This is a genomic window from Sphingopyxis sp. BE259, assembly GCF_031457495.1.
GTDB lineage: Bacteria > Pseudomonadota > Alphaproteobacteria > Sphingomonadales > Sphingomonadaceae > Sphingopyxis.
This window is the reverse complement of record NZ_JAVDWM010000001.1, coordinates 334,650-354,750: the sequence shown is the minus strand read 5'-3', so window position 1 is coordinate 354,750 and position 20,101 is coordinate 334,650. Positions and strand designations below refer to the sequence as shown.

The following is a 20,101-nucleotide window of genomic DNA, read 5'->3' as shown; positions in this document are numbered from 1 at the left end:
TCAAAGATCCTTGGCTAACCGCACGCCGGTGAACTGCCAGCGCTGGTGGGGGTAAAAAAAGTTGCGGTAACTGGCGCGCAGATGGCCGCGCGGGGTCGCGCAGCTGCCGCCGCGCAGCACGAACTGGCCGTTCATGAACTTGCCATTATATTCGCCGACCGCGCCGGGCGCGGTGCGAAAGCCGGGATAGGGGCGATAGGCGCTGCCGGTCCATTCCCACACGCTGCCGAACATCTGTTGCAGGTCCATGTCGGCCGCGGATGCCGCCGGATGCACCGGCCCCGCAGCGTCAAGCTGCTGTCCCGTTGCCGGGTCGAGGCTCGCCGCCGCGGCCTCCCATTCGAACTCGGTCGGCAGGCGTGCGCCCGCCCAGCTGGCGAAGGCATCAGCCTCGTAAAAACTGATGTGGGTGACGGGCGCCGCCGGGTCGATTGCCTGCCAGCCCGCCAAGGTGAACTGGCGGTCGCCATCCCAATAAGCGGGGGCATCGACATTATCGCCCTGCACCCACGCCCAGCCGTCGCTGAGCCACAGCGAGGGGGTGTGATAACCGCCGTCGGCGATAAATTGCTGCCATTCGCCATTGCTGACCGGGCGGCTGGCGAGGGCGTGCGGGGCGAGGAGGGCATCGTGGCGCGGGCCTTCGCAATCGAAGGCGAAACCGTCGCTGCCGTGCCCGACCTGGGTCACGCCCGCATTGCCGTCGATCCATTTCAGGGCGGAAAACTGCGGGGCTTCACGCGCGATTGCCGTTTTTTCCCACGCCGCCGGGCCGAGCGGGTTCTGCGCGAAGAGGTGCTTGAGGTCGGTCAGCAGCAATTCCTGATGCTGCTGTTCGTGCTGGATGCCGAGTTCGATCAGTGTGTGCGCCGCGGGGGGCAGATCGGGCAGTGCGGTCTGCACCGCGGTGTCGACATGCGCGCGCCAGATGCAGATGTCGCTGAGTGAGGGGCGGGTCAGCAGGCCGCGTTGCGGGCGGGCATGACGCGGCCCTTCGGCCTCATAATAGCTGTTGAACAGATAGGCGTAGCGATCGTCGAACGCGCGGTAGCCCGAGACATGATCGCGCAGGATGAAGGTTTCGAAGAACCATGTGGTGTGCGCGAGATGCCATTTGGCGGGCGAGGCGTCGGGCATCGACTGCGCGCTGGTGTCGGCGTCGGACAGCGTCGCGACAAGGTCGAGCGACAGGCGGCGGGTGGCGGCGAAACGCTGCGCTAGCAGGTCGGGCGTGTGGGCCGTTTGCGCGATGGGTGAAGCGTCGGTTTGGCTGGCCATGATGAGACAATCCCTCGCGGTGCGATTCGGTTTCGCTGGAGGGAGGAATATGGTTACGGCGCGGTGGAATGTCTAGAACATTCAGGGAACACTATCCGTCGCCCCCGCGAAGGCGGGGGCCGCGAGCGGCCTATCCCTACATTGCCGCGAAAACCGCCAGCGGCCCCCGCCTTCGCGGGGGCTACGATATGCTAGCGCGTCGCGCCGGGTTTCCACAGCACATCGCCGCCCGCCGCGGCATTCAGGTGCCGGGTCAGCACGAACAGATGGTCGGACAGGCGGTTGAGGTATGTCAGCGCCAGCGGGTTGAGGTCGCGATCCGCACCCGCCGCGACCGCGGCGCGTTCGGCGCGGCGGGTCACCGCGCGGGCAAGGTGCAGCCGCGCCGCGGCGTCGGTGCCGCCGGGGAGGATGAAGCTGCGCAGCGGTTCGAGATCGTCGTTCATCGTGTCGATCTCGTCCTCCAGCCGCGCGATCTGGCTGGGGACGATGCGCAGCGCCATGTCGTGCGGGCCGAAACCGAACTGGACGTCGGCGGGCGTGGCAAGGTCGGCGCCAAGGTCGAACATCTCGTTCTGGATCCGCACCAGCATCGCGGTGGCATCGCTGTTCGGATGGAGCGCGGCGACCGCGATGCCGATCGCGCTGTTCGCTTCGTCGACGTCGCCGATCGCCGCCATCAACGGCGCCGATTTGGCGATCCGCGAGCCGTCGACCAGTCCCGTCGTGCCGTCGTCGCCGGTGCGCGTGTAGATTTTGTTGAGCTTGACCATGGGAAGGACCGCGGCAGTGCCGCGATCAGCCGCCCGCCGCGAGCAGGCCGATCAGCACGATCAGGATGATGGTGATCGCCTGCCATTTGACGCGCGACATCATCATCTTGTTCTGCATCACCTGATTTTCCTCGACTTTTCCGTCGATCACCGCTTGGTGGCCTTGCGAAAAATAGAAGAGCCCCCGCGCGAGCGAGAAGAGGACGAAGCCGGCCGCCACGACGACGCCGATGATCAGCAGAATGTTCATGGCGCCAATTTAGGGCATTTGCAGCGAATATCCAGTGGGAAGCCGCTGGACCAGCAAATCGGCCGCCAGCGCTTTGCCGTCGACGCCGCCGCGGCGCAGCCCGGCGAGCGATGCCGCAGCGTCGCGCTTGGCGAGCCGCTGGCCGTCGGCACCGCAGACGAGCGGATGATGACGATAGAGCGGGGTCGGCAGGTCGAGCAGCGCCTGGAGCAGCCGGTGGACATCGGTCGACGCGATCAGGTCGGCGCCGCGGATGATATGGCTGACCCCCATCATCGCATCGTCGAGCGTGCTGGCGAGATGATAGCTGGCGGGCGCATCCTTGCGCGCGAGGACGACGTCGCCATGCGCGGCCGGATCGGCAGCGCGCATCCCCTGCCCTTGTTCGTCCCACTTAAGGTCACCGGCAACCGCCAGCGCGCGGGCGGTATCGAGACGCCAGCAATGCGGCTCGGTCGCCATGCGCCGGTCGCGCTCGGTCGCGGGGAGGTCGCGGCAGGTGCCGGGATAGATCGCCGAGCCCGACGCAGGGGGCGGCCCGTGCGGCGCCGCCAGGCTCGCGGCAATATCGGCGCGGGTGCAGAAGCAGGGATAGACGAGGCCGCGGACGCGGAGCGTGTCGAGCGCCGCGGCATAGTCGCCGAGCCGCGCCGACTGGCGCAGCGGTTCGCCACCCCAGTCGAGCCCGAGCCACGCGAGATCGGCAAGCGATGCCGCCACAAATTCCTCGCGCGAGCGGCTGCCGTCGATATCGTCGATGCGGATCAGAAAACGGCCGCCCGCCGCGCGGGCCGCGTCATGTGCCAGCACCGCGCTATAGGCATGGCCCAGATGCAGGTTGCCGGTCGGGCTGGGCGCGAAACGGGTCAGCATCGGCTTGGTAAAGACTCCATATACTGTGCCGACGTCATCCGATTCCTTCCATATCTTGCGGCAGATGCCCCCTTGACGTCAGAATCTGATGCGGCATGTAATGACCTTGTCACTTGGGGAAGGCAGTGGCGCGCCATCCACTTCGCAAGGTGGCGCTCAGCAATGGGGGCAGTGTCCAAAAGCCATGTTCCATCCCGATCTCGTCCGGCATCCCGATAATTGTCCCGCGCTTGTCCTGAATGCCGACTACACGCCGCTCAGCTATTATCCCCTGAGCCTGTGGCCGTGGCAGACCGCGGTCAAGGCGGTTTTCCTCGACCGCGTCACCATCGTCGAAAATTACGAGCGCGAGATTCATTCGGCAACACTGACGATGCCGATCCCCAGCGTCATTGCGCTGCGCCAATATGTGAAACCGTCGCAGCACCCGGCGTTCACCCGCTTCAACCTGTTCCTGCGTGACCGCTTTGCGTGCCAATATTGCGGGTCGGGCAAGGATCTGACTTTTGACCATGTCGTGCCGCGGCGACTGGGCGGACGGACGACCTGGGAAAATGTCACCACCGCCTGTGCGCCGTGCAACCTGAAAAAAGGCGGGCGGACGCCGCAACAGGCGCGGATGCCGATCTATCGCCAGCCGTGGCGCCCGACGAGCTGGCAATTGCAGGACAATGGCCGCGCCTTCCCGCCCGGCTATCTGCATACGAGCTGGATCGACTGGCTGTATTGGGATGTCGAGCTGGAGGGTTAGGAAGCCGCTGCGGTTTGGGGTATATCCCAAGTTGCCGTTTCCCCGCGAATGCGGGAACCCATCACCTGCCGGTTCCATCTCGCGCCGATCGGAGATGGGCCCCTGCCTTCGCAGGGGCACAAGCATTTTCAGGAGAAGACCATGCTTCGTGTCATCGCCGTGTCAGCCCTGGGCCTGTCGCTTGCCGCCTGCGCCGCCACCCCGCCTGCAGCGCAGTCGATCACCGTCACCGGCAGCATCGCCTATCGCGAGCGCATCGCATTGCCGCCGACGGCCCAGCTCGAAGTGCGGCTCGACGATGTCAGCCTGGCCGATGCGCCCGCCCGCACCCTCGCGGGCCAGACGTTCGCCGCCGATGGCAAACAGGTGCCGCTACCCTTCACATTGACCGTCGATCGCGCCCAGCTCGATCCGCGGCACAGCTATGCGGTCTCGGCGCGGATCACCGGCGGCGATGGGAAGCTGATGTTCATCACCGACACGCGCAACAGTGTGGCGTTCGATGGCCGGAGCCGGATCGATATGGGGACGCTGACGCTGGTCAAGACCAACTGACAAGCAACGCCGCCTCCACCGCGACGGCGAGCGAGCCACGACATCGACACAGACGTCAGTTGATTTTGTCCGGTCGCAGTTCGATTTTACGGCCATCGACCTTCCAAAGCCGTTGATCGTTCGTGGCCACATACAGTGGCAAACCCAGCGAATGGGACGCGAATACAAATATTTCGGTCGGCACCGGATCGAGGCGATTGCTGGTCACCAACGCAACCGGCTCGCTTCCCGCCGGCAATTTGGGCAGGTCCAGATCGAGGCAGCTCGCGCTGAACGGACGGCTTGACCACTTCTCGCCATCCGGGCCGACAACGACGCGAAAATGTCCGCCGATGGGATAGCTTGCCGCCGTCGTTTGCGCGGTGAGGAGATAGACCCCGATCGGGCCGTCGGAGGTCGGCACCACGACGGTGTTGAACGGCGCTGCCGAGCAAGGCTTGTAGCCCTCCGAAACGGCGATCTTCGCGGCAATCTCCCGCGCCGCCGCCAGTTCGGCCTGACGCGCGGTCAGGGGCACGGGTGATGGAAGCATTTCGGAACGCAACAGTTTCTCGCCCTCAACTTCGGCCACGAAGAAAGCGCGCGCGTCCTGGCCCATGCCGCGATAATATGTGGCGCGGAGCGCCGTACCCGACGCGCGCTCGATGACATAGCCGCCCGATCCGGCGAGCTGCGTACGATCCATTTTTTCAAGCAGGGCGTCGGTACTCACGCTCGCCGCCTTGTCGAGGGCGTAGAGGATGGTGCCCATGGAGGCGGACTGCCCAATCAGCTGTTGATCGGCCGGCGAAACAACCGGTGCCTCGGCGGGGAGGACCGGAGCCGGAGACGAAGCCTGTGACAGCATGAGCATCAGCGCGAGCATGGCGTTTCTCCTTTTCACAGAGCCAGTGTGAAGGGCTAGCTGCGTTGAATCCTCGAAACAATGACCGGGACGTACCGGTGTGCCGCCGCCGCGGTTGCGGATTTCCTCCCGCCTTGCTCCTTTTGGCTCTGGTGTATCGGTTTGCTTTGGCAGCCCCGCGTCCCAAAATATCGCGCATAGCTATGCGCGCGCACCCTGCGGCTTGACCGCGCCCCTTCGCAGGTGCAGCAATCCGGCGTATGGGCCCGCCGATCCAGATCTCGCAAAATCCCGACATCCGCTATCTCGGGCGGATATTGGGCGACGTCATCCGCGCCTATGGCGGCGACAAATTATTCCGCCAGACCGAATATATCCGCTCGTCGAGCGTCGATCGGCATCGCGGGATTGCGGGGGCCGAGGCGATCGATCCGGGGCTCGATGCGCTCAGCCTCGACGACACCGTCGCGTTCGTGCGCGGGTTCATGCTGTTTTCGATGCTCGCCAATCTGGCCGAGGACCGGCAGGGGGTCGCCGCCGAGCCCGAGGCGACGGTCGCGGCGGCGATCGAGAAGCTGAAGGCCGACGGGATCGATGGCGATGCGATCGCGGCGCTGCTGAGTGCGTCGCTGGTCGCGCCGGTCCTGACCGCGCACCCGACCGAGGTGCGGCGCAAGTCGGTGCTCGACCACAAGAACCGCATCGCCGAGCTGATGCTGCTGCGCGACGGCGGCGCCGACGAGACGCCCGAGGGTGACGTCGTCGAGGATGCGATCCGGCGGCAGATCGTGCTGTTGTGGCAAACGCGCCCGCTGCGCATGGAGAAGCTGTTCGTCGCCGATGAGATCGACAATGCGCTGACCTATCTGCGCGACGTCTTTCTGCCGGTGGTGCCGAAGCTCTATGCGCGCTGGGAAGCCGAACTGGGCGCGCGTCCCGCGAGCTTCCTGCGGGTCGGCAGCTGGATCGGCGGCGACCGCGACGGCAATCCGTTCGTCACGGCCGAGACGATGGTCATGGCGACCGGGCGCAACGCCGCCGCGGTGCTCGGTCACTATATCGATGCGGTGCATAAGCTGGGCGCCGAACTGTCGGTGTCGGCGAGCCTGGCGCCGGTTCCGGACGCGGTCGAAGCGCTGGCCGAGGCGAGCGGCGACACCGCGCCAAGCCGCCGCGACGAACCCTATCGCCGGGCCTTGTCGGGGATTTATGCGCGGCTGTGCGCCACTTACGCACAGATCGTCGGCAAGGCGCCGCCGCGGCCTTCGGCGCTGAAGGGCGCGCCCTATGATTCCCCCGCCGCGCTGCGCCGCGACCTTGTCATCATTGCGGGCGGCCTGGCGGCGAACAGCCAGGGCCAATTCGGTGGTATCGGCGCATTAGGACGGCTGATCCGCGCCGTGGAAGTGTTCGGATTCCACCTTGCGACGCTCGACATGCGGCAGAACAGCGCGGTGCACGAACGGGTGCTCGCCGAGTTGCTCAAGGTGTCGGGGGTGTGCGCGGATTATCTGGCGCTGGACGAGGCGGCGCGCGTCGTGCTGCTCACCGCCGAACTGCAAAGCGACCGCCCGCTCGCGGCGCCGTGGCACCAGTGGAGCGAGGAGACGGCGGGCGAACTCGCGATCATCCATGCCGCCGCCGATGTCCGCGCGCGGCTGGGCAAGGACGCGATCTGCCAGTGGATCATCAGCATGGCGCAGACCTTGTCCGACCTGCTCGAAGTCCATGTGCTGGCGCGCGAAGCCGGGCTGTGGCGGAGCGGCGATGCGGCGGGCCAGAGCAATCTGATGGTGGTGCCCTTGTTCGAGACGATCGCCGATCTGGACAAGGCGCCGGGCATCATGGCGCGCTATTTTGCGATGCCCGAAATCGGCCCGCAGATCGGCCAGCGCGGGCATCAAGAAGTGATGATCGGCTATTCGGATTCGAACAAGGACGGCGGCTATCTGACCTCGACCTGGGGATTGCATCAGGCGTCACAGGCGCTGACCCCGGTGTTCGAGGACGCCGATACCGCGATGCAATTGTTCCACGGCCGCGGCGGCGCGGTCGGACGCGGCGGCGGCAGCGCCTTTGCCGCGATCCGCGCCCAGCCCGCAGGGACGGTGCAGGGGCGCATCCGCATCACCGAACAGGGCGAGGTGATCGCGGCGAAATATGGCACCGCGGCGAGCGCGGCGACCAACCTGGAGGCAATGGTGTCGGCGAGCCTGCTCGCCAGCCTGGAACCCGAGGCGCTCAGCGATGCCGATGCGGCGCGATTTACTGCCGCAATGGACCAGCTGTCGGACAGCGCCTTCGCCGCCTATCGCGGGCTGGTTTACGACACCCCGACGTTCAAGGATTTCTTCCGCGCGATGACCCCGATCGCCGAGATCGCGACGCTGAAAATCGGGTCGCGGCCGTCGAGCCGCACCAAGTCGAGCGCGATTGAGGATCTGCGCGCGATCCCATGGGTGTTCAGCTGGGCGCAGGCGCGCGCGATGCTGCCCGGCTGGTACGGCACCGGCGAAGGTTTTGCCGCGTTCGGCGACAAGGCGCTGCTCGCCGACATGGCGGCGGGGTGGCCGTTCTTCGCCGCGCTGCTCGGCAATATGGAGATGGTGCTGGCGAAATCCGACATGGGGATCGCGGCGCGCTATGCCGAGCTGGCGGGGCATATCGACGGGCATGAGGCGATCTTCGGGCGGATTCGCGACGGGTGGCACCGCGCCCATGATGGGCTGCTCGACATCACCGGTCAGACACGGTTGCTCGACAAGAACCCGGCGCTGGAGGCGTCGATCCGGCTGCGCCTGCCGTATATCGAGCCGCTCAACCTGCTCCAGATCGAGCTGATGAAGCGGCATCGTGCGGGGGAGACCGATCCACGCATCGCCGAGGGCATCCAGCTGACGATCAATGCGATCGCGACGGCATTGCGGAACAGCGGGTAGCGAATAGCCAACCACATCCCGTTCGTGTCGAGCGAAGTCGAGACACGGGAACACCGCGCCAGCGTGTCTCGACTTCGCTCGACACGAGCGAAGGTGAGTGTTGGGCTGACCCTCAGCTTTTCGTAATCACCACTTCACCCTTGGCATTCGCGCCATCGGGGGCAAAGCTGATCGTGAAATCATCGCCATCCTTGTCGGTGCCGCGCAGCGTCGTGCCGGTGCGCTGGACCTGGATGTTCCGCTTGGCGAATTCGGCGCCCATCCAGTCGGCGGCAACCTTGGGCGCGGCGGGCGAGCTGAAGCCGAATTTCACCGTCGCGGTGTCGGCGCCATTCTTGTCGCTGGCGTTGATGTCCATCTTGTCGATCTTGCTGCCGGGGTAGAGCTTCACCCCGTCGATGTCGAAATCGCTATTGATGTTCATGTCGCCAAGGTCGGGGATGTCGAGGTCGATTTTGACCCCGTCGCTGTCAATCCTGATCTCGCCGCCATCCTTGTCTGCGCTGATCTGGACCTGGCCGTCGGCATGGACCGAAACACCTTTGCTGTCAGCCGCTTTTTCGTCCTGCCCGCAGGCGGCCAGCAGCATCATCGGAGGGATCAGGAAGGCAAAACGCATGGCACATCTCCTTGGTGCATTAGTTGCATAATACACCTTGTGATGCCGGAGTCAAATTTTCACCCTTCGTCATGCCGGACTTGATCCGGCATCGATGCCGAGGGCGCGGCCATGGACCCCGGATCAAGTCCGGGGTGACGATGGGAGAGAAGGTTGCGTCAGGCGTCGATGCTGGTCCGCAAATCGCCATGCACCAGCCCGCCGTCGACGGTGATCGTGTCGCCGACGACATAGTCCCCCGCCTTTGACGCCAGGAAGATCGCGGCGCCCGCCATGTCCTCGGGCACGCCGATGCGTTTGACCGGGATGCTCTTGGCCACCGCGTCGCCATGGTCGCGCGCCGCCTTGTTCATGTCCGACTGGAAGGCGCCGGGGGCGATTGCGGTGACCAGGATATGGTCGCTCACCAGCCGCGCCGCGAGGCGCTTGGTAAGGTACAGGATCGCCGCCTTCGACGCATGATAGCTGTAGGTTTCCCACGGATTGAGCCGCTGGCCGTCGATCGAGCCGATGTTGATGACCTTGGCCGGGCGCTCGTGCGACCCACCCGCCTTGAGCAAGCCGTGCAGCGCCTGCGTGAGGAAGAAGGGCGATTTGACGTTGATGTCCATCACCTTGTCCCAGCCCGCCTCGGGGAAGCCCTCGAACGGTTCGCCCCAGGCGGCGCCGGCGTTGTTGACGAGGATGTCGAGCCGTTCTTCGCGCGCTTCGAGTTCTTTGGCGAGCGCGCGGCAGCCCTCGACGGTCGCGAGATCGACCGGCAGGCCGATGACCTTGCCCGGATAGCGCGTTTCGAAATCGGCGATGGCTTCCTCGATCTGCGCGGTCTTGCGCGCCGAGATGTAGACGCGCGCGCAACCGGCGGCGAGATAGCCCTCGACGATCATCTTGCCGATGCCGCGCGAGCCGCCGGTGACAAGGGCGATGCGGCCATCGAGGCCGAACATGTCTTGGAGGTTCATTGTCATTCTCCGCTTAATCCCCCTCCCCGGTGGGGAGGGGTTAGGGGTGGGGAGCCGCAGGCGTTCGGGTGCTCATCTGCCCAACCCGCTGCGACTAGCGAACAAGTTCGCAAGTCTCGCTGCCCCTCCCGCTTGCGGGAGGGGATAGATTCAAATCAGTAACCGTTCATCCGGGCAACCTGGTCGATGTGATAATGGACGTCGCCCATATATTCGGCGAGCGCGCGGTCGCGTTTCATATAGAGGCCGATGTCATATTCGTCGGTCATGCCGATGCCGCCGTGCATCTGGACGCCTTCGCGGACGGCCAAGTTGGCCGCGCGCCCGGCCTTGGCTTTGGCGACCGATACCATCAGTTTGGCGCCTTCGCTGCCTTCGTCCAAAAGCTGCTGCGCCTTCATCACGGTCGCGCGCGCGACTTCCATCTCGCCGTAGAGATGCGCGGCGCGGTGCTGGAGTCCCTGAAACTCGCCGATCAGCTTGCCGAACTGCTTGCGTTCCTTGAGGTAGGTGACGGTCATGTCCATCGCGCCCTGCCCCACCCCGACCATTTCGGCGGCAGCGCCGGTGCGGGTGGCGGCGAGCAAGGCGTCGAGGATGTCGCCCCCGGCATCGACCTCGCCGATCACCGCGTCGGCATCAACCTCGACGCCGTCGAGGATGACATGGCTCGCGAGGCTGGAATCGACGAGGCGGCGCGGATCGGCCGTGAGGCCTTTCGCATCCTTGGGCACCGCAAACAGGGTGATGCCGCCGTCGGTCTTCGCCGCGACGATGCTCATGTCAGCGACATGGCCGTGGAGGACGAAGCTCTTCTTGCCATCGAGGCGGAAGCCATTGCCGGCGCGCGTTGCGGTGGTCGCGATCCGGTCGGGGCGGTGCTTCGCGCCTTCGTCGATCGCCAGCGCGATGATCGCTTCACCGCTGGCGATGGCGGGGAGCCAGCGGCCCGCCTGCGTGCCGCCCGCCTTGGCGAGCGCGGCGACCGCGCCGACGCTGGTCGCCAGGAACGGCGAGGGGGTCAGGTTGCGGCCGATTTCCTCGAGCACGATGCCCGCCTCCATATGCCCCATGCCGAGCCCGCCATGCGCCTCAGGCACCAGCATGCCGGGCAGGCCCATTTCGGTGAACTGCGTCCACAGATCGCGCGAGAAGCCGGTGGCGTCGGCCGAGTCGCGCAGTTTGCGCAGGTGCGAAACCGGCGCCTGTTCGGCGACGAAGGGCGCAACGCTGTCCTTGAGCATCGCCTGGTCGTCATTGTGATAGAGTGGCATAATCAAAAAACTCCGTTTGTCCTGAGGAGCCATTGAGCTTGTCGAAATGGCGTCTCGAAGGACTTGGCGTTGCGCATGGTCCCTCGAGACGAGCCCTCGTCTCCGGCTTCGCCTCCGCTCAGTCTCTCCTCAGGACGAACGGGGGTTGGGGGCCTCAGGCCCCCGGCAAATCCAAAATCCGCTTGGCGATGACGTTGAGCATGACTTCGCTCGTCCCGCCCTCGATCGAATTGGCCTTGGTGCGCAGCCAGCCGCGCGCGCGCGCGCCGCCCTTTGTCTCTTCGCTATCCCATTCGAGTGCTTCGCTGCCGCCGCCCGACATGACGAGTTCGTGGCGGCGCTTGTTGAGTTCGGTGCCGACATATTTCATCATGTTCGACGACGCGGGGTGCGCGCGACCGGTCTTCCACATGTCCATGAAACGTTCGCCCATGGCGCGATAGGCGAAAACATCAACGTCGAAGGCCGCCATTTCGGCGCGCAGGATCGGATCGTCGAGTTCCCCCGCGGCATTCTTGCCGAACGCCTTGGCAAAGGCGCCGCCGATGCTGACCATGTCGCCGCCCGCGCCGCCGCCCGAAATCATCTCGCGTTCGTGGCCGAGCAGATATTTGGCGACGTCCCAGCCGCGGTTGATCTCGCCGATATATTGCGTCTTGGGCACTTCGACATCGTCGAAGAAGGTTTCGCAGAAGGGCGAGTTGCCGCTGATCAGCAAGATCGGCTTGGTGGTGACGCCGGGGCTCGCCATGTCGAAGAGCATGAAGGTGATGCCCTGGTATTTGTTCGCCTTGTCGGTGCGGACGAGACAGAAAATCCAGTCGGCCTGGTCGGCATAGCTGGTCCAGATTTTTGAGCCGTTGACGACCCAATGGTCGCCCTTGTCTTCACCAAAGGTCTGCAAGCTGACGAGGTCGCTGCCCGATCCGGGTTCCGAATAGCCCTGGCACCAGCGGATTTCGCCGCGTGCGATCGGGTTGAGATACTGGACCTTCTGTTCCTCGGTGCCGAATTGCAGCAACGCGGGGCCGAGCATCCAGATGCCGAAGCTGTCGAGCGGCGAGCGCGCGTGGATGCGCTTCATTTCCTGTTTGAAGACCTTGGTCTGCTCGGGGGTGAGCCCCGCGCCGCCATAGGCTTTGGGCCAGTCGGGGACGGTGTAGCCCTTTGCGGCGCACGCCTCGAGCCAGCGTTTCTGGGCGTCATTCTTGAACACCCAGTTGCGGCCGCCCCAGCACACATCGCCTTCTTCGCGGATGGGTTCGCGCATTTCGGCGGGGCAGTTCGCCTCCAGCCAGCCGCGCACTTCGGCGCGAAAAGCGTCCAGATCGCTCATGTTTCAGGCTCCTCTTCCTGGCCCAAATCTAGGAGCAGTCACCTGCTTTACGCAAGCGTCAACTTGGGGGGCGCAACCTGCCGTTACGGCGCCGTAGCGTCGGTTTGACCGCCGTTGACGCATATCCTTTGGCCCCTAAGCTAGGTGGCAAAAGAAAACGGGAGAATGGGTCATGCGATTCGCGGGCAAGATTGCCGTCGTCACCGGAGCCGCTTCGGGAATCGGCAAAGCCACAGTTTTGAAACTCGCGAGCGAAGGCGCCCACGTCTTTGCCGCCGACATCGACGAAGCGGGCGGCCGCGCCCTCGCCGAACAATCGAACGGCAAGATCGATTTTGTCCGCTGCGACGTGACGCAGCCGTCGGACATCGAGGCGCTGATGAACACCGCCGCGGCGAAAGGTGGCGGCATCGACATCCTGTTCAACAACGCCGCGGCGGGCGGCGACCGCGCCCCGATCGACGAAATCACCCCCGAGGGCTGGGACCGCACGATGGATCTGGTGCTGAAATCGGTCGCGATGGGGATCCGCTATGCGGCGCCGCATATGAAGGGACGCAAGGGCGCGTCGATCATCAACACCGCCAGCGTCGCTTCGCTCGGCGCGGGTTATTCGCCGATCGCCTACGCCGTCGCCAAGGCGGGCGTTCTCCATCTGTCGAAGGTCGCGGCGACCGACCTGGCCCGCTATGGCATCCGCGTCAACGCGATCTGCCCGGGTTTCATCAACACCAATATCTTCACCGCGTCGCTGGAGGTTCCCGACGCGATGAAGGAGCAGGCCAACGCCGTGATCGCCGGGATGAGCGCGCAGGCGCAGCCGGTGGCGCGCGGCGGCCAGCCCGATGACATCGCCAATGCGGTCGCGTTCCTGGCCAGCGACGAATCGTCGTTCATGACCGGCACCCATTTGCTGGTCGATGGCGGGCTGACGATCGGCCAGCGTCACGCGTGGGATCCCGAAGCACCCGGGATGTTCGATGCGCTGGTTGCGATGGAGGAGGCCGCCAAGGCGGGAGCAGCGGCGTGACCACAGCGGCGGCGAACCGCGTCCCGACAGCGACCAAAATCACATACGGGTTCGGCGCCGTCGCTTATGGGATCAAGGACAACGGCTTTTCGGTCTTTTTGCTAATCTTCTATAACCAAGTGATCGGCTTGCCCGCGGCATGGGTCGGACTGGTGCTGCTGATCGCACTGTTGCTCGACGCACTGATCGACCCCGCGGTCGGGCATTTGTCCGACCGCACGCGCAGCCGATGGGGGCGGCGCCACCCATGGCTTTATGTGTCGGCAATCCCGATCGCGGTGACCTGGCTGTTCCTTTGGATGCCACCCGCAGGCGAACAATGGTTCCAGCTCGTCTATCTGCTGATCTTCGCGACGCTTGTCCGGATGAGCATTTCGCTGAACGAGGTGCCGTCGATCGCGCTCGCGCCAGAAATGACCCCCGACTATCACGAACGAACCGCGGTGCTCGGCTGGCGCTACCTGTTCGGCTGGACCGGTGGGCTGCTGATGCTCGCTGCCGGATACGGTATTTTCCGCCTGAACGAGGCGGGCAATATGACCCAAGCTAACTACGCCAGCTATGCGATCGCCGGATCGGTGCTCATGCTGGTTGCAGTGCTGGCATCGGCGATTGGTACCCATCGCCGCTATGCTCGTCCGCTACCGGGTGAGCCGCACCAGCCGACGCTTCGCGAGATGGCGGGCTGTATCCGGTTCAAACCGTTCCTACTGCTGTTGCTCGCAGGCTTTTTTGCATTCGCGAATCAGGGCGTCACCTTCGCACTGTCGAACTATCTGCTCGGCTATGTGTGGAAACTGGGCACCACCGAGCAGGTGCTTTACGCCTTTTCGCTGTTCGGCGGGGTCGCGCTCGCGCTCGTCGTGTCGCGCTGGGCCGGTCGGCGTTACGGCAAACCCGCGGCGGCGGTCCGGTTGGCGCTCGTTACCACAACTGTCGGCATGACTCCCTATTTCCTGTTCCTGATGGGCTGGGTACCAACGATGACGCCAATGCAGACATTGGGCTTTATCCTGCCCTTCATCACCATTTCGACCGCGGCGAGCATTAGCGTCATGATCACCGGCGCATCGATGATGGCCGATGTCACCACCGCCAATTTCCGCATCACCGGGCGGCAGCAGGAGGGGGTGTTCTACGCCGGATATTTCTTCATGCAGAAATGCGTGACAGGGGTCGGCATTTTTCTGTCGGGCCAGATTTTGGGCGCGATCGGATTTCCCGAACGCGCCGATCCGGCAACGATCAACCCTGCCATCGTAGGTAATCTGGCCAGCACCTACCTGGCGATCACGCTGACCCTCGGCCTGCTCACCGCCTGGGCCTTTTCGTTGTCGATCCGCGGCGGCGCGCCGGAGCCGTCGCCGCTGGATCAGTCGGCCGCGACACATCCATGACGGAAAATGTCAGTTGACGACGGAATGAGGTAATAATCGGCCCGCAGGGGTTGGCAAAGCGGGACGAATCGGTCCAAAGGCTTACGCGAACGTAAACGGAAAGGATGCTCAGATGGATTTCGATCTCACCGACCGGCAGACTCATTGGCGCGACCGGGTGCGCGAATTCATCGAGCGCAAGGTCCGCCCCGCGGTCCCGACGTACAAGGAACAGGACAAGGCGGGCGATCGGTGGAAGGTCATTCCGATCGTCGAGGAACTGAAGGCGGAGGCCAAGGCCGCGGGCATCTGGAACCTGTTCATGCCGCCGCGCAGCGCCGCGCATCACCATGTCGACGAAACGATCGCGTTTGAAGGCCCCGGCCTCACCAACCTGGAATATGCGCTGTGCGCCGAGGAAATGGGGCGGATCGGTTTCGCCAGCGAAGTGTTCAACTGCTCGGCGCCCGACACCGGCAATATGGAGGTGTTCCACCGTTATGGCACCGCGGCGCAGAAGCAGAAATATCTGCTACCGCTGATGAACGGCGAAATCCGCTCGGCGTTTCTGATGACCGAGCCTGCGGTGGCGTCGTCCGACGCGACCAATGTCGAATGCCGCATCGAACGCGACGGCGACGATTATGTCATCAACGGCACCAAATGGTGGTCGTCGGGCGCGGGCGATCCGCGCTGCAAAATCGCGATCGTGATGGGCAAGACCGATTTCGCCGCCAAGCGCCACGCCCAGCAGTCGATGGTGCTGATGCCGCTCGACGCGCCGGGGGTGACGATCCTGCGCCACCTGCCCGTCTTCGGCTATGACGACGCGCCGCACGGCCATATGGAAATCGAGCTGAAGGACGTCCGCGTCAACGCCGAGGAAGCGATGCTGCTGGGCGAGGGCCGCGGCTTCGAGATCGCGCAGGGGCGCCTCGGCCCGGGCCGCATCCATCACTGCATGCGCACCATCGGCACCGCCGAGGAAGCGATCGCCAAGATGGCGAAGCGGCTGCAATCGCGCGTCGCGTTCGGCAAGACGATCGCCGAATACAGCATCTGGGAACATCGTCTGGCGCGCGCGCGCATCGACATCGAGATGACCCGGCTGCTGTGCCTGAAGGCCGCCGACATGATGGACAAGGTCGGCAACAAGGCCGCCGCCGCCGAGATCGCGATGATCAAGGTGCAGGCGCCGAACATGGCGTTGAAGATCATCGACGATGCAATCCAGGCGCATGGCGCGGCGGGCGTGTCCGAAGATTTTGGCCTCGCCAACGCCTATGCGCATCAGCGCACGCTGCGGCTCGCCGATGGTCCCGACGAAGTCCATGAGCGCGCGATCGCGCGGATCGAGTTCGCCAAGCACAGCGCGGCGAGCGAGCCGGGTTTCTCGTCGGGCGACATCGGCGCTTCGCGTTAAAGGATAATCGTCGCCCTGAGCCTGTCGAAAGGCGCCTCACCGAGAAGCGCCCTTCGGCAGGCTCAGGGCTACGGTTCAGGTTTGGAGTTACTATGACCAAAGCCGCGATTCTGATCGAACCGGGCCAGCCGCTGTCGATCGAAACCGTCCAGATCGCCGACCCTGGCCCGCACGAGGTGCGCATCCGCACCGCCGCCTGCGGCCTCTGCCATTCGGACCTCCATTTCATCGACGGCGCCTATCCGCACCCCCTGCCCGCGATTCCCGGCCATGAAGCCGCCGGCATCGTCGAGGCGGTGGGCAGCGAAGTGCGGACGGTCAAGGTCGGCGACGCGGTCGTCACTTGCCTGTCGGCGTTCTGCGGCCATTGCGAGTTTTGCGTTAGCGGGCGCATGTCGCTGTGCATGGGCGGCGACACGCGGCGCGCCGCCGGATCGGCGCCGCGCATCACGCGCCCCGACGGCAGCCCGGTCAACCAGATGCTCAACCTGTCGGCCTTTGCCGAAACGATGCTGGTCCATGAACATGCCTGCGTCGCAATCGACCCCGACATGCCGCTCGACCGCGCCGCCGTGATCGGCTGCGCGGTGACCACCGGGGCCGGCACCATCTTCAACGCGTGCAAGGTGACGCCGGGCGAGACGGTCGCGGTCGTCGGCTGCGGCGGGGTCGGGCTGGCAACGATCAACGCCGCGAAGATTGCGGGGGCGGGGCGGATCATCGCCGCAGATCCGGTTCCCGAAAAACGCGCGCTGGCGATGAAGCTGGGCGCGACCGATGTCGTCGATGCGATGGACGGTGATGCCGCCAAGCAGATCCTCGAGATCAGCAAGGGCGGCGTCGATCATGCGATCGAAGCCGTCGGGCGGCCGGCGTCGGCGAGCCTCGCGGTCGCGTCGCTGCGCCGCGGCGGCACCGCGACGATCCTGGGCATGATGCCGCTGACCGAAAAGGTCGGCCTGTCGGCAATGGATCTGCTCAGCGGCAAGAAATTGCAGGGCGCGATCATGGGCGGCAACCGCTTCCCGGTCGATATTCCGCGGCTCGTCGACTTTTACCTCCGCGGCCTGCTCGACCTCGACTCAATCGTCGCCGAAACGATCCCGCTGGAGCGGATCAACGACGGCTTCGACAAGATGAAGAAGGGCGACGCCGCGCGGTCGGTGATCGTTTTCGATCAATGACGCTCGACGCGCAAAAGGCCTTCAGCGGCACCGTCGCGCCCGAGGGCGCCGATGTGCTTGACGAGGCCAAGCTGACCGCGTGGATGGAGGCGCATGTCGAAGGCTTTGAAGGCCCGCTGACCCAGCATAAATTTGCCGGCGGGCAATCGAACCCGACCTACAAGATTTCGGCGCCGTCGGGCAATTATGTCCTGCGCCGTAAACCCTATGGCCCGTTGCTCCCGTCGGCGCACGCGGTTGACCGCGAATATAAGGTCCAGTCGGGGCTGCACAAAATGGGCTTCCCGGTTGCGCGTCAATATGGGCTGTGCACCGACGACAGCGTCACCGGCAGCTGGTTCTATGTCATGGCGATGGTCGACGGCCACACGATCTGGGACGGCGCGATGCCGGGGTCGACGCCTGAAAACCGCCGCGCCACTTACGAGGCGATGATCGACACGCTCGCCGCGCTGCACAGGGTCGATGTCGAGGCGGCGGGGCTGTCCGATTATGGCAAGCCGGGCAATTATTTCGGGCGTCAGGTTGACCGCTGGACCAAGCAATACCGCCTCGCCGAGACCGAGACGATGGACGAGATGGAACAGCTGATCGCGTTCCTGCCCGCGAGCCTGCCCGAACAGACGCGGACCAGCGTTGTCCATGGCGATTACCGCATCGACAATATGATCTTTGGGCCCGAAGTGCTCGCCGTGCTCGACTGGGAGCTATCGACCTTGGGCGATCCGCTCGCCGATTTCACCTATGTTGCGATGGCGTGGGTGACCGAAAATGGCGGGCGCTCGGGCGTCATGGACCTCGACCGCAAGGCGCTCGGCATTCCCGAATTGGACGAGATGGTCAACCGCTATTGCGCCGCGACCGACCGCACCGGGGTGCCTGACATGAACTGGTATTTCGCCTATAATTTCTTCCGCCTCGCCGGGATCATCCAGGGGATCAAGAAGCGCGTGATCGAAGGCACCGCCTCGTCGCAGCACGCGAAGGACATGTCCGAGCGCGTCCGTCCGCTGGCCGAACGGGCGTGGGACTTTGCCAGAAAGGCCGGGGCATGAGCCTGTTCGACATGAGCGGCCAGGTCGCGCTGATCACCGGATCGTCGCGCGGGATTGGCAAGGCGACGGCGGAGGCAATGGCTGAACAGGGCGCCAAGGTCGTGATTTCGAGCCGCAAACAGGACGCCTGCGATGCCACTGCCGCCGAGATCAACGCGAAGTTCGGCGACGGCACCGCGATCGCGGTCGCCGCGAACATTTCGTCAAAGGACGACCTCCAGAACCTCGTCAACGAAACGCGCGCCGCCTTCGGCAAGATCACTGCGCTGGTCTGCAACGCTGCGTCGAACCCCTATTATGGCCCCGGCCTTGGCATCAGCGACGACCAGTTCCGCAAGATCATGGACAATAATATCCTGTCGAACCACTGGCTGATTTCGATGGTGGCGCCCGAAATGCTCGAACGCGGCGAAGGGTCGATCACCATCATCAGCTCGATCGGCGGGCTGAAGGGTTCGCCGATCATCGGCGCCTATGGCATCTCGAAAGCCGCCGACATGCAGGTCGCGCGCAATTTCTCGGTCGAATTCGGGCCAAAGGGCGTGCGCGTCAATTGCATCGCGCCGGGCCTGATCCGCACCGACATGGCGCGCGCCTTGTGGGAAAATGAAGAGAATTTGCGGCGCTCGACCGCCGCCTCGACCTTGAAGCGCATTGGCGAGCCGCACGAGATTGCGGGCGCCGCGGTTTTCCTTGCCAGCAAGGCGGGGGCATTCACCACCGGCCAGACCATCGTGTGCGATGGCGGGGCCACGATTTCGGGAGGCGCATGATGGGCGCGTTGGACGGCAAGATTGCGATTATCACGGGCGCCGGTTCGGGCATCGGCCGTGCGAGCGCGCTGCGCTTTGCCGCCGAGGGCGCGAAGCTGGTGCTCGGCGACAAGACGGTGGCGGTGCACGAGACGGCGCAACTGGTGAAGGATGCCGGCGGCGAGGCCGTGGCGCTGGAAATCGACGCCGGGGTCGAGGCTGATGTCGCCAAGCTGGTTGCTACCGCGACCGACACCTATGGCGCGCTCGACGTCGCCTTCGCCAACGCCGGGATTATCGGCGACATGGGCGGCATTTTCGATTTCGATCCCGCCGCCTGGGCCGAGACGCTGCGCGTCAACCTGATCGGCCCGGCGCTGATGGTGAAACATGCCGGGAAAGCGATGGTCGATCAGGGCCGCGGCGGCGCGATCGTGCTGACCGCGAGCGTCGCGGGATTGAATTCGGGCGCGGGTCCGGGCGCCTATTCGGCGTCGAAGGCGGGGGTCATCAACCTCGCCAAAACCGCGGCGCAGCAGCTGACCACCAGCGGTGTGCGCGTCAACGCAATCTGTCCCGGCCTCACCGAAACCGGCATGACCAAGCCGACCTTTGACTACGCCAAGGCCAAGGAGGTCACGCACAAGCTGGGGCAGCTCAACCCATTGAAGCGCGCCGCGCAGCCCGAAGAGCTCGCCAATGTCGCGCTGTTCCTGGCCAGCGATCAGGCGAGCTATGTCAACGGACAGGCGATCGCGGTTGACGGCGGGCTCACCAGTTCGCATCCGGTGACGCGCCAGCTGCTTGGCCAGACTTCGCATTGAGAC

The 20,101-nt window shown here is 64.8% G+C and carries 19 protein-coding genes; 10 read left to right on the top strand and 9 right to left on the bottom strand.

The annotated features are described in order from the left end of the window. The 4 genes from egtB to gluQRS form a co-directional block, all read right to left on the bottom strand. Positions 1 to 1,278 (bottom strand): ergothioneine biosynthesis protein EgtB, encoded by a 1,278-nt coding sequence (gene egtB, locus J2X44_RS01785; RefSeq protein ID WP_310087571.1) that lies wholly within the window; start codon positions 1,276 to 1,278, stop codon positions 1 to 3. A gap of 191 nt (positions 1,279 to 1,469) precedes the next feature. Further along, positions 1,470 to 2,051, bottom strand: coding sequence for a cob(I)yrinic acid a,c-diamide adenosyltransferase (locus tag J2X44_RS01780; RefSeq protein ID WP_310087570.1), 582 nt, complete (start codon positions 2,049 to 2,051; stop codon positions 1,470 to 1,472). Positions 2,052 to 2,076: 25 nt separating this feature from the next. Further along, entirely contained in the window at positions 2,077 to 2,301 is a 225-nt protein-coding gene (locus J2X44_RS01775; protein WP_088443329.1) for an HIG1 domain-containing protein, read from the bottom strand. Positions 2,302 to 2,310: 9 nt separating this feature from the next. Continuing rightward, on the bottom strand, positions 2,311 to 3,174 hold the full coding sequence (gene gluQRS, locus J2X44_RS01770; protein ID WP_310087569.1) for a tRNA glutamyl-Q(34) synthetase GluQRS: 864 nt from the start codon (positions 3,172 to 3,174) through the stop codon (positions 2,311 to 2,313). A 184-nt stretch (positions 3,175 to 3,358) separates the two neighbouring features. Here gluQRS and J2X44_RS01765 point away from each other — a divergent pair, with 184 nt between their 5' ends. Continuing rightward, on the top strand, positions 3,359 to 3,925 hold the full coding sequence (locus J2X44_RS01765) for an HNH endonuclease (RefSeq protein ID WP_310087568.1): 567 nt from the start codon (positions 3,359 to 3,361) through the stop codon (positions 3,923 to 3,925). 141 nt (positions 3,926 to 4,066) lie between these two features. Continuing rightward, entirely contained in the window at positions 4,067 to 4,480 is a 414-nt protein-coding gene (locus tag J2X44_RS01760; RefSeq protein WP_310087567.1) for a YbaY family lipoprotein, read from the top strand. Positions 4,481 to 4,535: 55 nt separating this feature from the next. On the opposite strand, the gene J2X44_RS01755 is transcribed toward J2X44_RS01760, so the two are convergent. Beyond that, positions 4,536 to 5,345: a hypothetical protein gene (locus J2X44_RS01755; RefSeq protein WP_310087566.1), complete on the bottom strand. Its 810-nt coding sequence runs from the start codon at positions 5,343 to 5,345 to the stop codon at positions 4,536 to 4,538. 239 nt (positions 5,346 to 5,584) lie between these two features. On the opposite strand from J2X44_RS01755, the gene ppc reads away from it, so the two are divergent. Next, complete coding sequence (gene ppc, locus J2X44_RS01750; protein WP_310087565.1) at positions 5,585 to 8,263, top strand: phosphoenolpyruvate carboxylase; 2,679 nt, start codon at positions 5,585 to 5,587, stop codon at positions 8,261 to 8,263. A gap of 112 nt (positions 8,264 to 8,375) precedes the next feature. Here ppc and J2X44_RS01745 read toward each other — a convergent pair whose 3' ends face one another. The 4 genes from J2X44_RS01745 to J2X44_RS01730 all read right to left on the bottom strand — a co-directional run bounded on the left by J2X44_RS01745 (position 8,376) and on the right by J2X44_RS01730 (position 12,454). After that, entirely contained in the window at positions 8,376 to 8,882 is a 507-nt protein-coding gene (locus tag J2X44_RS01745) for a hypothetical protein (protein ID WP_310087564.1), read from the bottom strand. Between the two features lie 158 nt (positions 8,883 to 9,040). Further along, positions 9,041 to 9,844: an SDR family oxidoreductase gene (locus J2X44_RS01740; protein ID WP_310087563.1), complete on the bottom strand. Its 804-nt coding sequence runs from the start codon at positions 9,842 to 9,844 to the stop codon at positions 9,041 to 9,043. Positions 9,845 to 9,999: 155 nt separating this feature from the next. Beyond that, complete coding sequence (locus tag J2X44_RS01735; protein WP_310087562.1) at positions 10,000 to 11,118, bottom strand: acyl-CoA dehydrogenase family protein; 1,119 nt, start codon at positions 11,116 to 11,118, stop codon at positions 10,000 to 10,002. A gap of 154 nt (positions 11,119 to 11,272) precedes the next feature. Further along, on the bottom strand, positions 11,273 to 12,454 hold the full coding sequence (locus J2X44_RS01730; RefSeq protein WP_310087561.1) for an acyl-CoA dehydrogenase family protein: 1,182 nt from the start codon (positions 12,452 to 12,454) through the stop codon (positions 11,273 to 11,275). 172 nt (positions 12,455 to 12,626) lie between these two features. On the opposite strand from J2X44_RS01730, the gene J2X44_RS01725 reads away from it, so the two are divergent. The 7 genes from J2X44_RS01725 to J2X44_RS01695 all read left to right on the top strand — a co-directional run bounded on the left by J2X44_RS01725 (position 12,627) and on the right by J2X44_RS01695 (position 20,098). Further along, positions 12,627 to 13,484 (top strand): SDR family oxidoreductase, encoded by an 858-nt coding sequence (locus J2X44_RS01725; protein ID WP_310087560.1) that lies wholly within the window; start codon positions 12,627 to 12,629, stop codon positions 13,482 to 13,484. Continuing rightward, on the top strand, positions 13,481 to 14,881 hold the full coding sequence (locus tag J2X44_RS01720; protein ID WP_310087559.1) for an MFS transporter: 1,401 nt from the start codon (positions 13,481 to 13,483) through the stop codon (positions 14,879 to 14,881). Before J2X44_RS01725 ends, J2X44_RS01720 begins: the two co-directional genes overlap by 4 nt. 112 nt (positions 14,882 to 14,993) lie before the next feature. Further along, positions 14,994 to 16,283: an acyl-CoA dehydrogenase family protein gene (locus J2X44_RS01715; RefSeq protein WP_310087558.1), complete on the top strand. Its 1,290-nt coding sequence runs from the start codon at positions 14,994 to 14,996 to the stop codon at positions 16,281 to 16,283. 92 nt (positions 16,284 to 16,375) lie between these two features. Next, complete coding sequence (locus J2X44_RS01710) at positions 16,376 to 17,467, top strand: Zn-dependent alcohol dehydrogenase (RefSeq protein ID WP_310087557.1); 1,092 nt, start codon at positions 16,376 to 16,378, stop codon at positions 17,465 to 17,467. After that, positions 17,464 to 18,522 carry a phosphotransferase family protein gene (locus J2X44_RS01705; RefSeq protein WP_310087556.1) on the top strand — a complete coding sequence of 353 codons (1,059 nt, stop codon included), beginning with the start codon at positions 17,464 to 17,466 and terminating at the stop codon, positions 18,520 to 18,522. Before J2X44_RS01710 ends, J2X44_RS01705 begins: the two co-directional genes overlap by 4 nt. Further along, the gene (locus J2X44_RS01700) at positions 18,519 to 19,295 is read left to right on the top strand and encodes an SDR family oxidoreductase (RefSeq protein ID WP_310087555.1); all 777 of its coding nucleotides are present in this window, start codon (positions 18,519 to 18,521) and stop codon (positions 19,293 to 19,295) included. Before J2X44_RS01705 ends, J2X44_RS01700 begins: the two co-directional genes overlap by 4 nt. After that, on the top strand, positions 19,295 to 20,098 hold the full coding sequence (locus J2X44_RS01695) for an SDR family NAD(P)-dependent oxidoreductase (protein WP_310088305.1): 804 nt from the start codon (positions 19,295 to 19,297) through the stop codon (positions 20,096 to 20,098). The genes J2X44_RS01700 and J2X44_RS01695 overlap by 1 nt, the downstream gene beginning before the upstream one ends. The last annotated feature ends 3 nt before the right edge of the window (positions 20,099 to 20,101 follow it).

Coding starts and splice junctions, on each gene's coding strand:
- egtB (WP_310087571.1), bottom strand. CDS start 1,278: ATGGCCAGCCAAACCGACGCTTCACCCATCGCGCAAACGGCCCACACG.
- J2X44_RS01780 (WP_310087570.1), bottom strand. CDS start 2,051: ATGGTCAAGCTCAACAAAATCTACACGCGCACCGGCGACGACGGCACG.
- J2X44_RS01775 (WP_088443329.1), bottom strand. CDS start 2,301: ATGAACATTCTGCTGATCATCGGCGTCGTCGTGGCGGCCGGCTTCGTC.
- gluQRS (WP_310087569.1), bottom strand. CDS start 3,174: ATGCTGACCCGTTTCGCGCCCAGCCCGACCGGCAACCTGCATCTGGGC.
- J2X44_RS01765 (WP_310087568.1), top strand. CDS start 3,359: ATGTTCCATCCCGATCTCGTCCGGCATCCCGATAATTGTCCCGCGCTT.
- J2X44_RS01760 (WP_310087567.1), top strand. CDS start 4,067: ATGCTTCGTGTCATCGCCGTGTCAGCCCTGGGCCTGTCGCTTGCCGCC.
- J2X44_RS01755 (WP_310087566.1), bottom strand. CDS start 5,345: ATGCTCGCGCTGATGCTCATGCTGTCACAGGCTTCGTCTCCGGCTCCG.
- ppc (WP_310087565.1), top strand. CDS start 5,585: ATGGGCCCGCCGATCCAGATCTCGCAAAATCCCGACATCCGCTATCTC.
- J2X44_RS01745 (WP_310087564.1), bottom strand. CDS start 8,882: ATGCGTTTTGCCTTCCTGATCCCTCCGATGATGCTGCTGGCCGCCTGC.
- J2X44_RS01740 (WP_310087563.1), bottom strand. CDS start 9,844: ATGAACCTCCAAGACATGTTCGGCCTCGATGGCCGCATCGCCCTTGTC.
- J2X44_RS01735 (WP_310087562.1), bottom strand. CDS start 11,118: ATGCCACTCTATCACAATGACGACCAGGCGATGCTCAAGGACAGCGTT.
- J2X44_RS01730 (WP_310087561.1), bottom strand. CDS start 12,454: ATGAGCGATCTGGACGCTTTTCGCGCCGAAGTGCGCGGCTGGCTGGAG.
- J2X44_RS01725 (WP_310087560.1), top strand. CDS start 12,627: ATGCGATTCGCGGGCAAGATTGCCGTCGTCACCGGAGCCGCTTCGGGA.
- J2X44_RS01715 (WP_310087558.1), top strand. CDS start 14,994: ATGGATTTCGATCTCACCGACCGGCAGACTCATTGGCGCGACCGGGTG.
- J2X44_RS01710 (WP_310087557.1), top strand. CDS start 16,376: ATGACCAAAGCCGCGATTCTGATCGAACCGGGCCAGCCGCTGTCGATC.
- J2X44_RS01705 (WP_310087556.1), top strand. CDS start 17,464: ATGACGCTCGACGCGCAAAAGGCCTTCAGCGGCACCGTCGCGCCCGAG.
- J2X44_RS01700 (WP_310087555.1), top strand. CDS start 18,519: ATGAGCCTGTTCGACATGAGCGGCCAGGTCGCGCTGATCACCGGATCG.
- J2X44_RS01695 (WP_310088305.1), top strand. CDS start 19,295: ATGGGCGCGTTGGACGGCAAGATTGCGATTATCACGGGCGCCGGTTCG.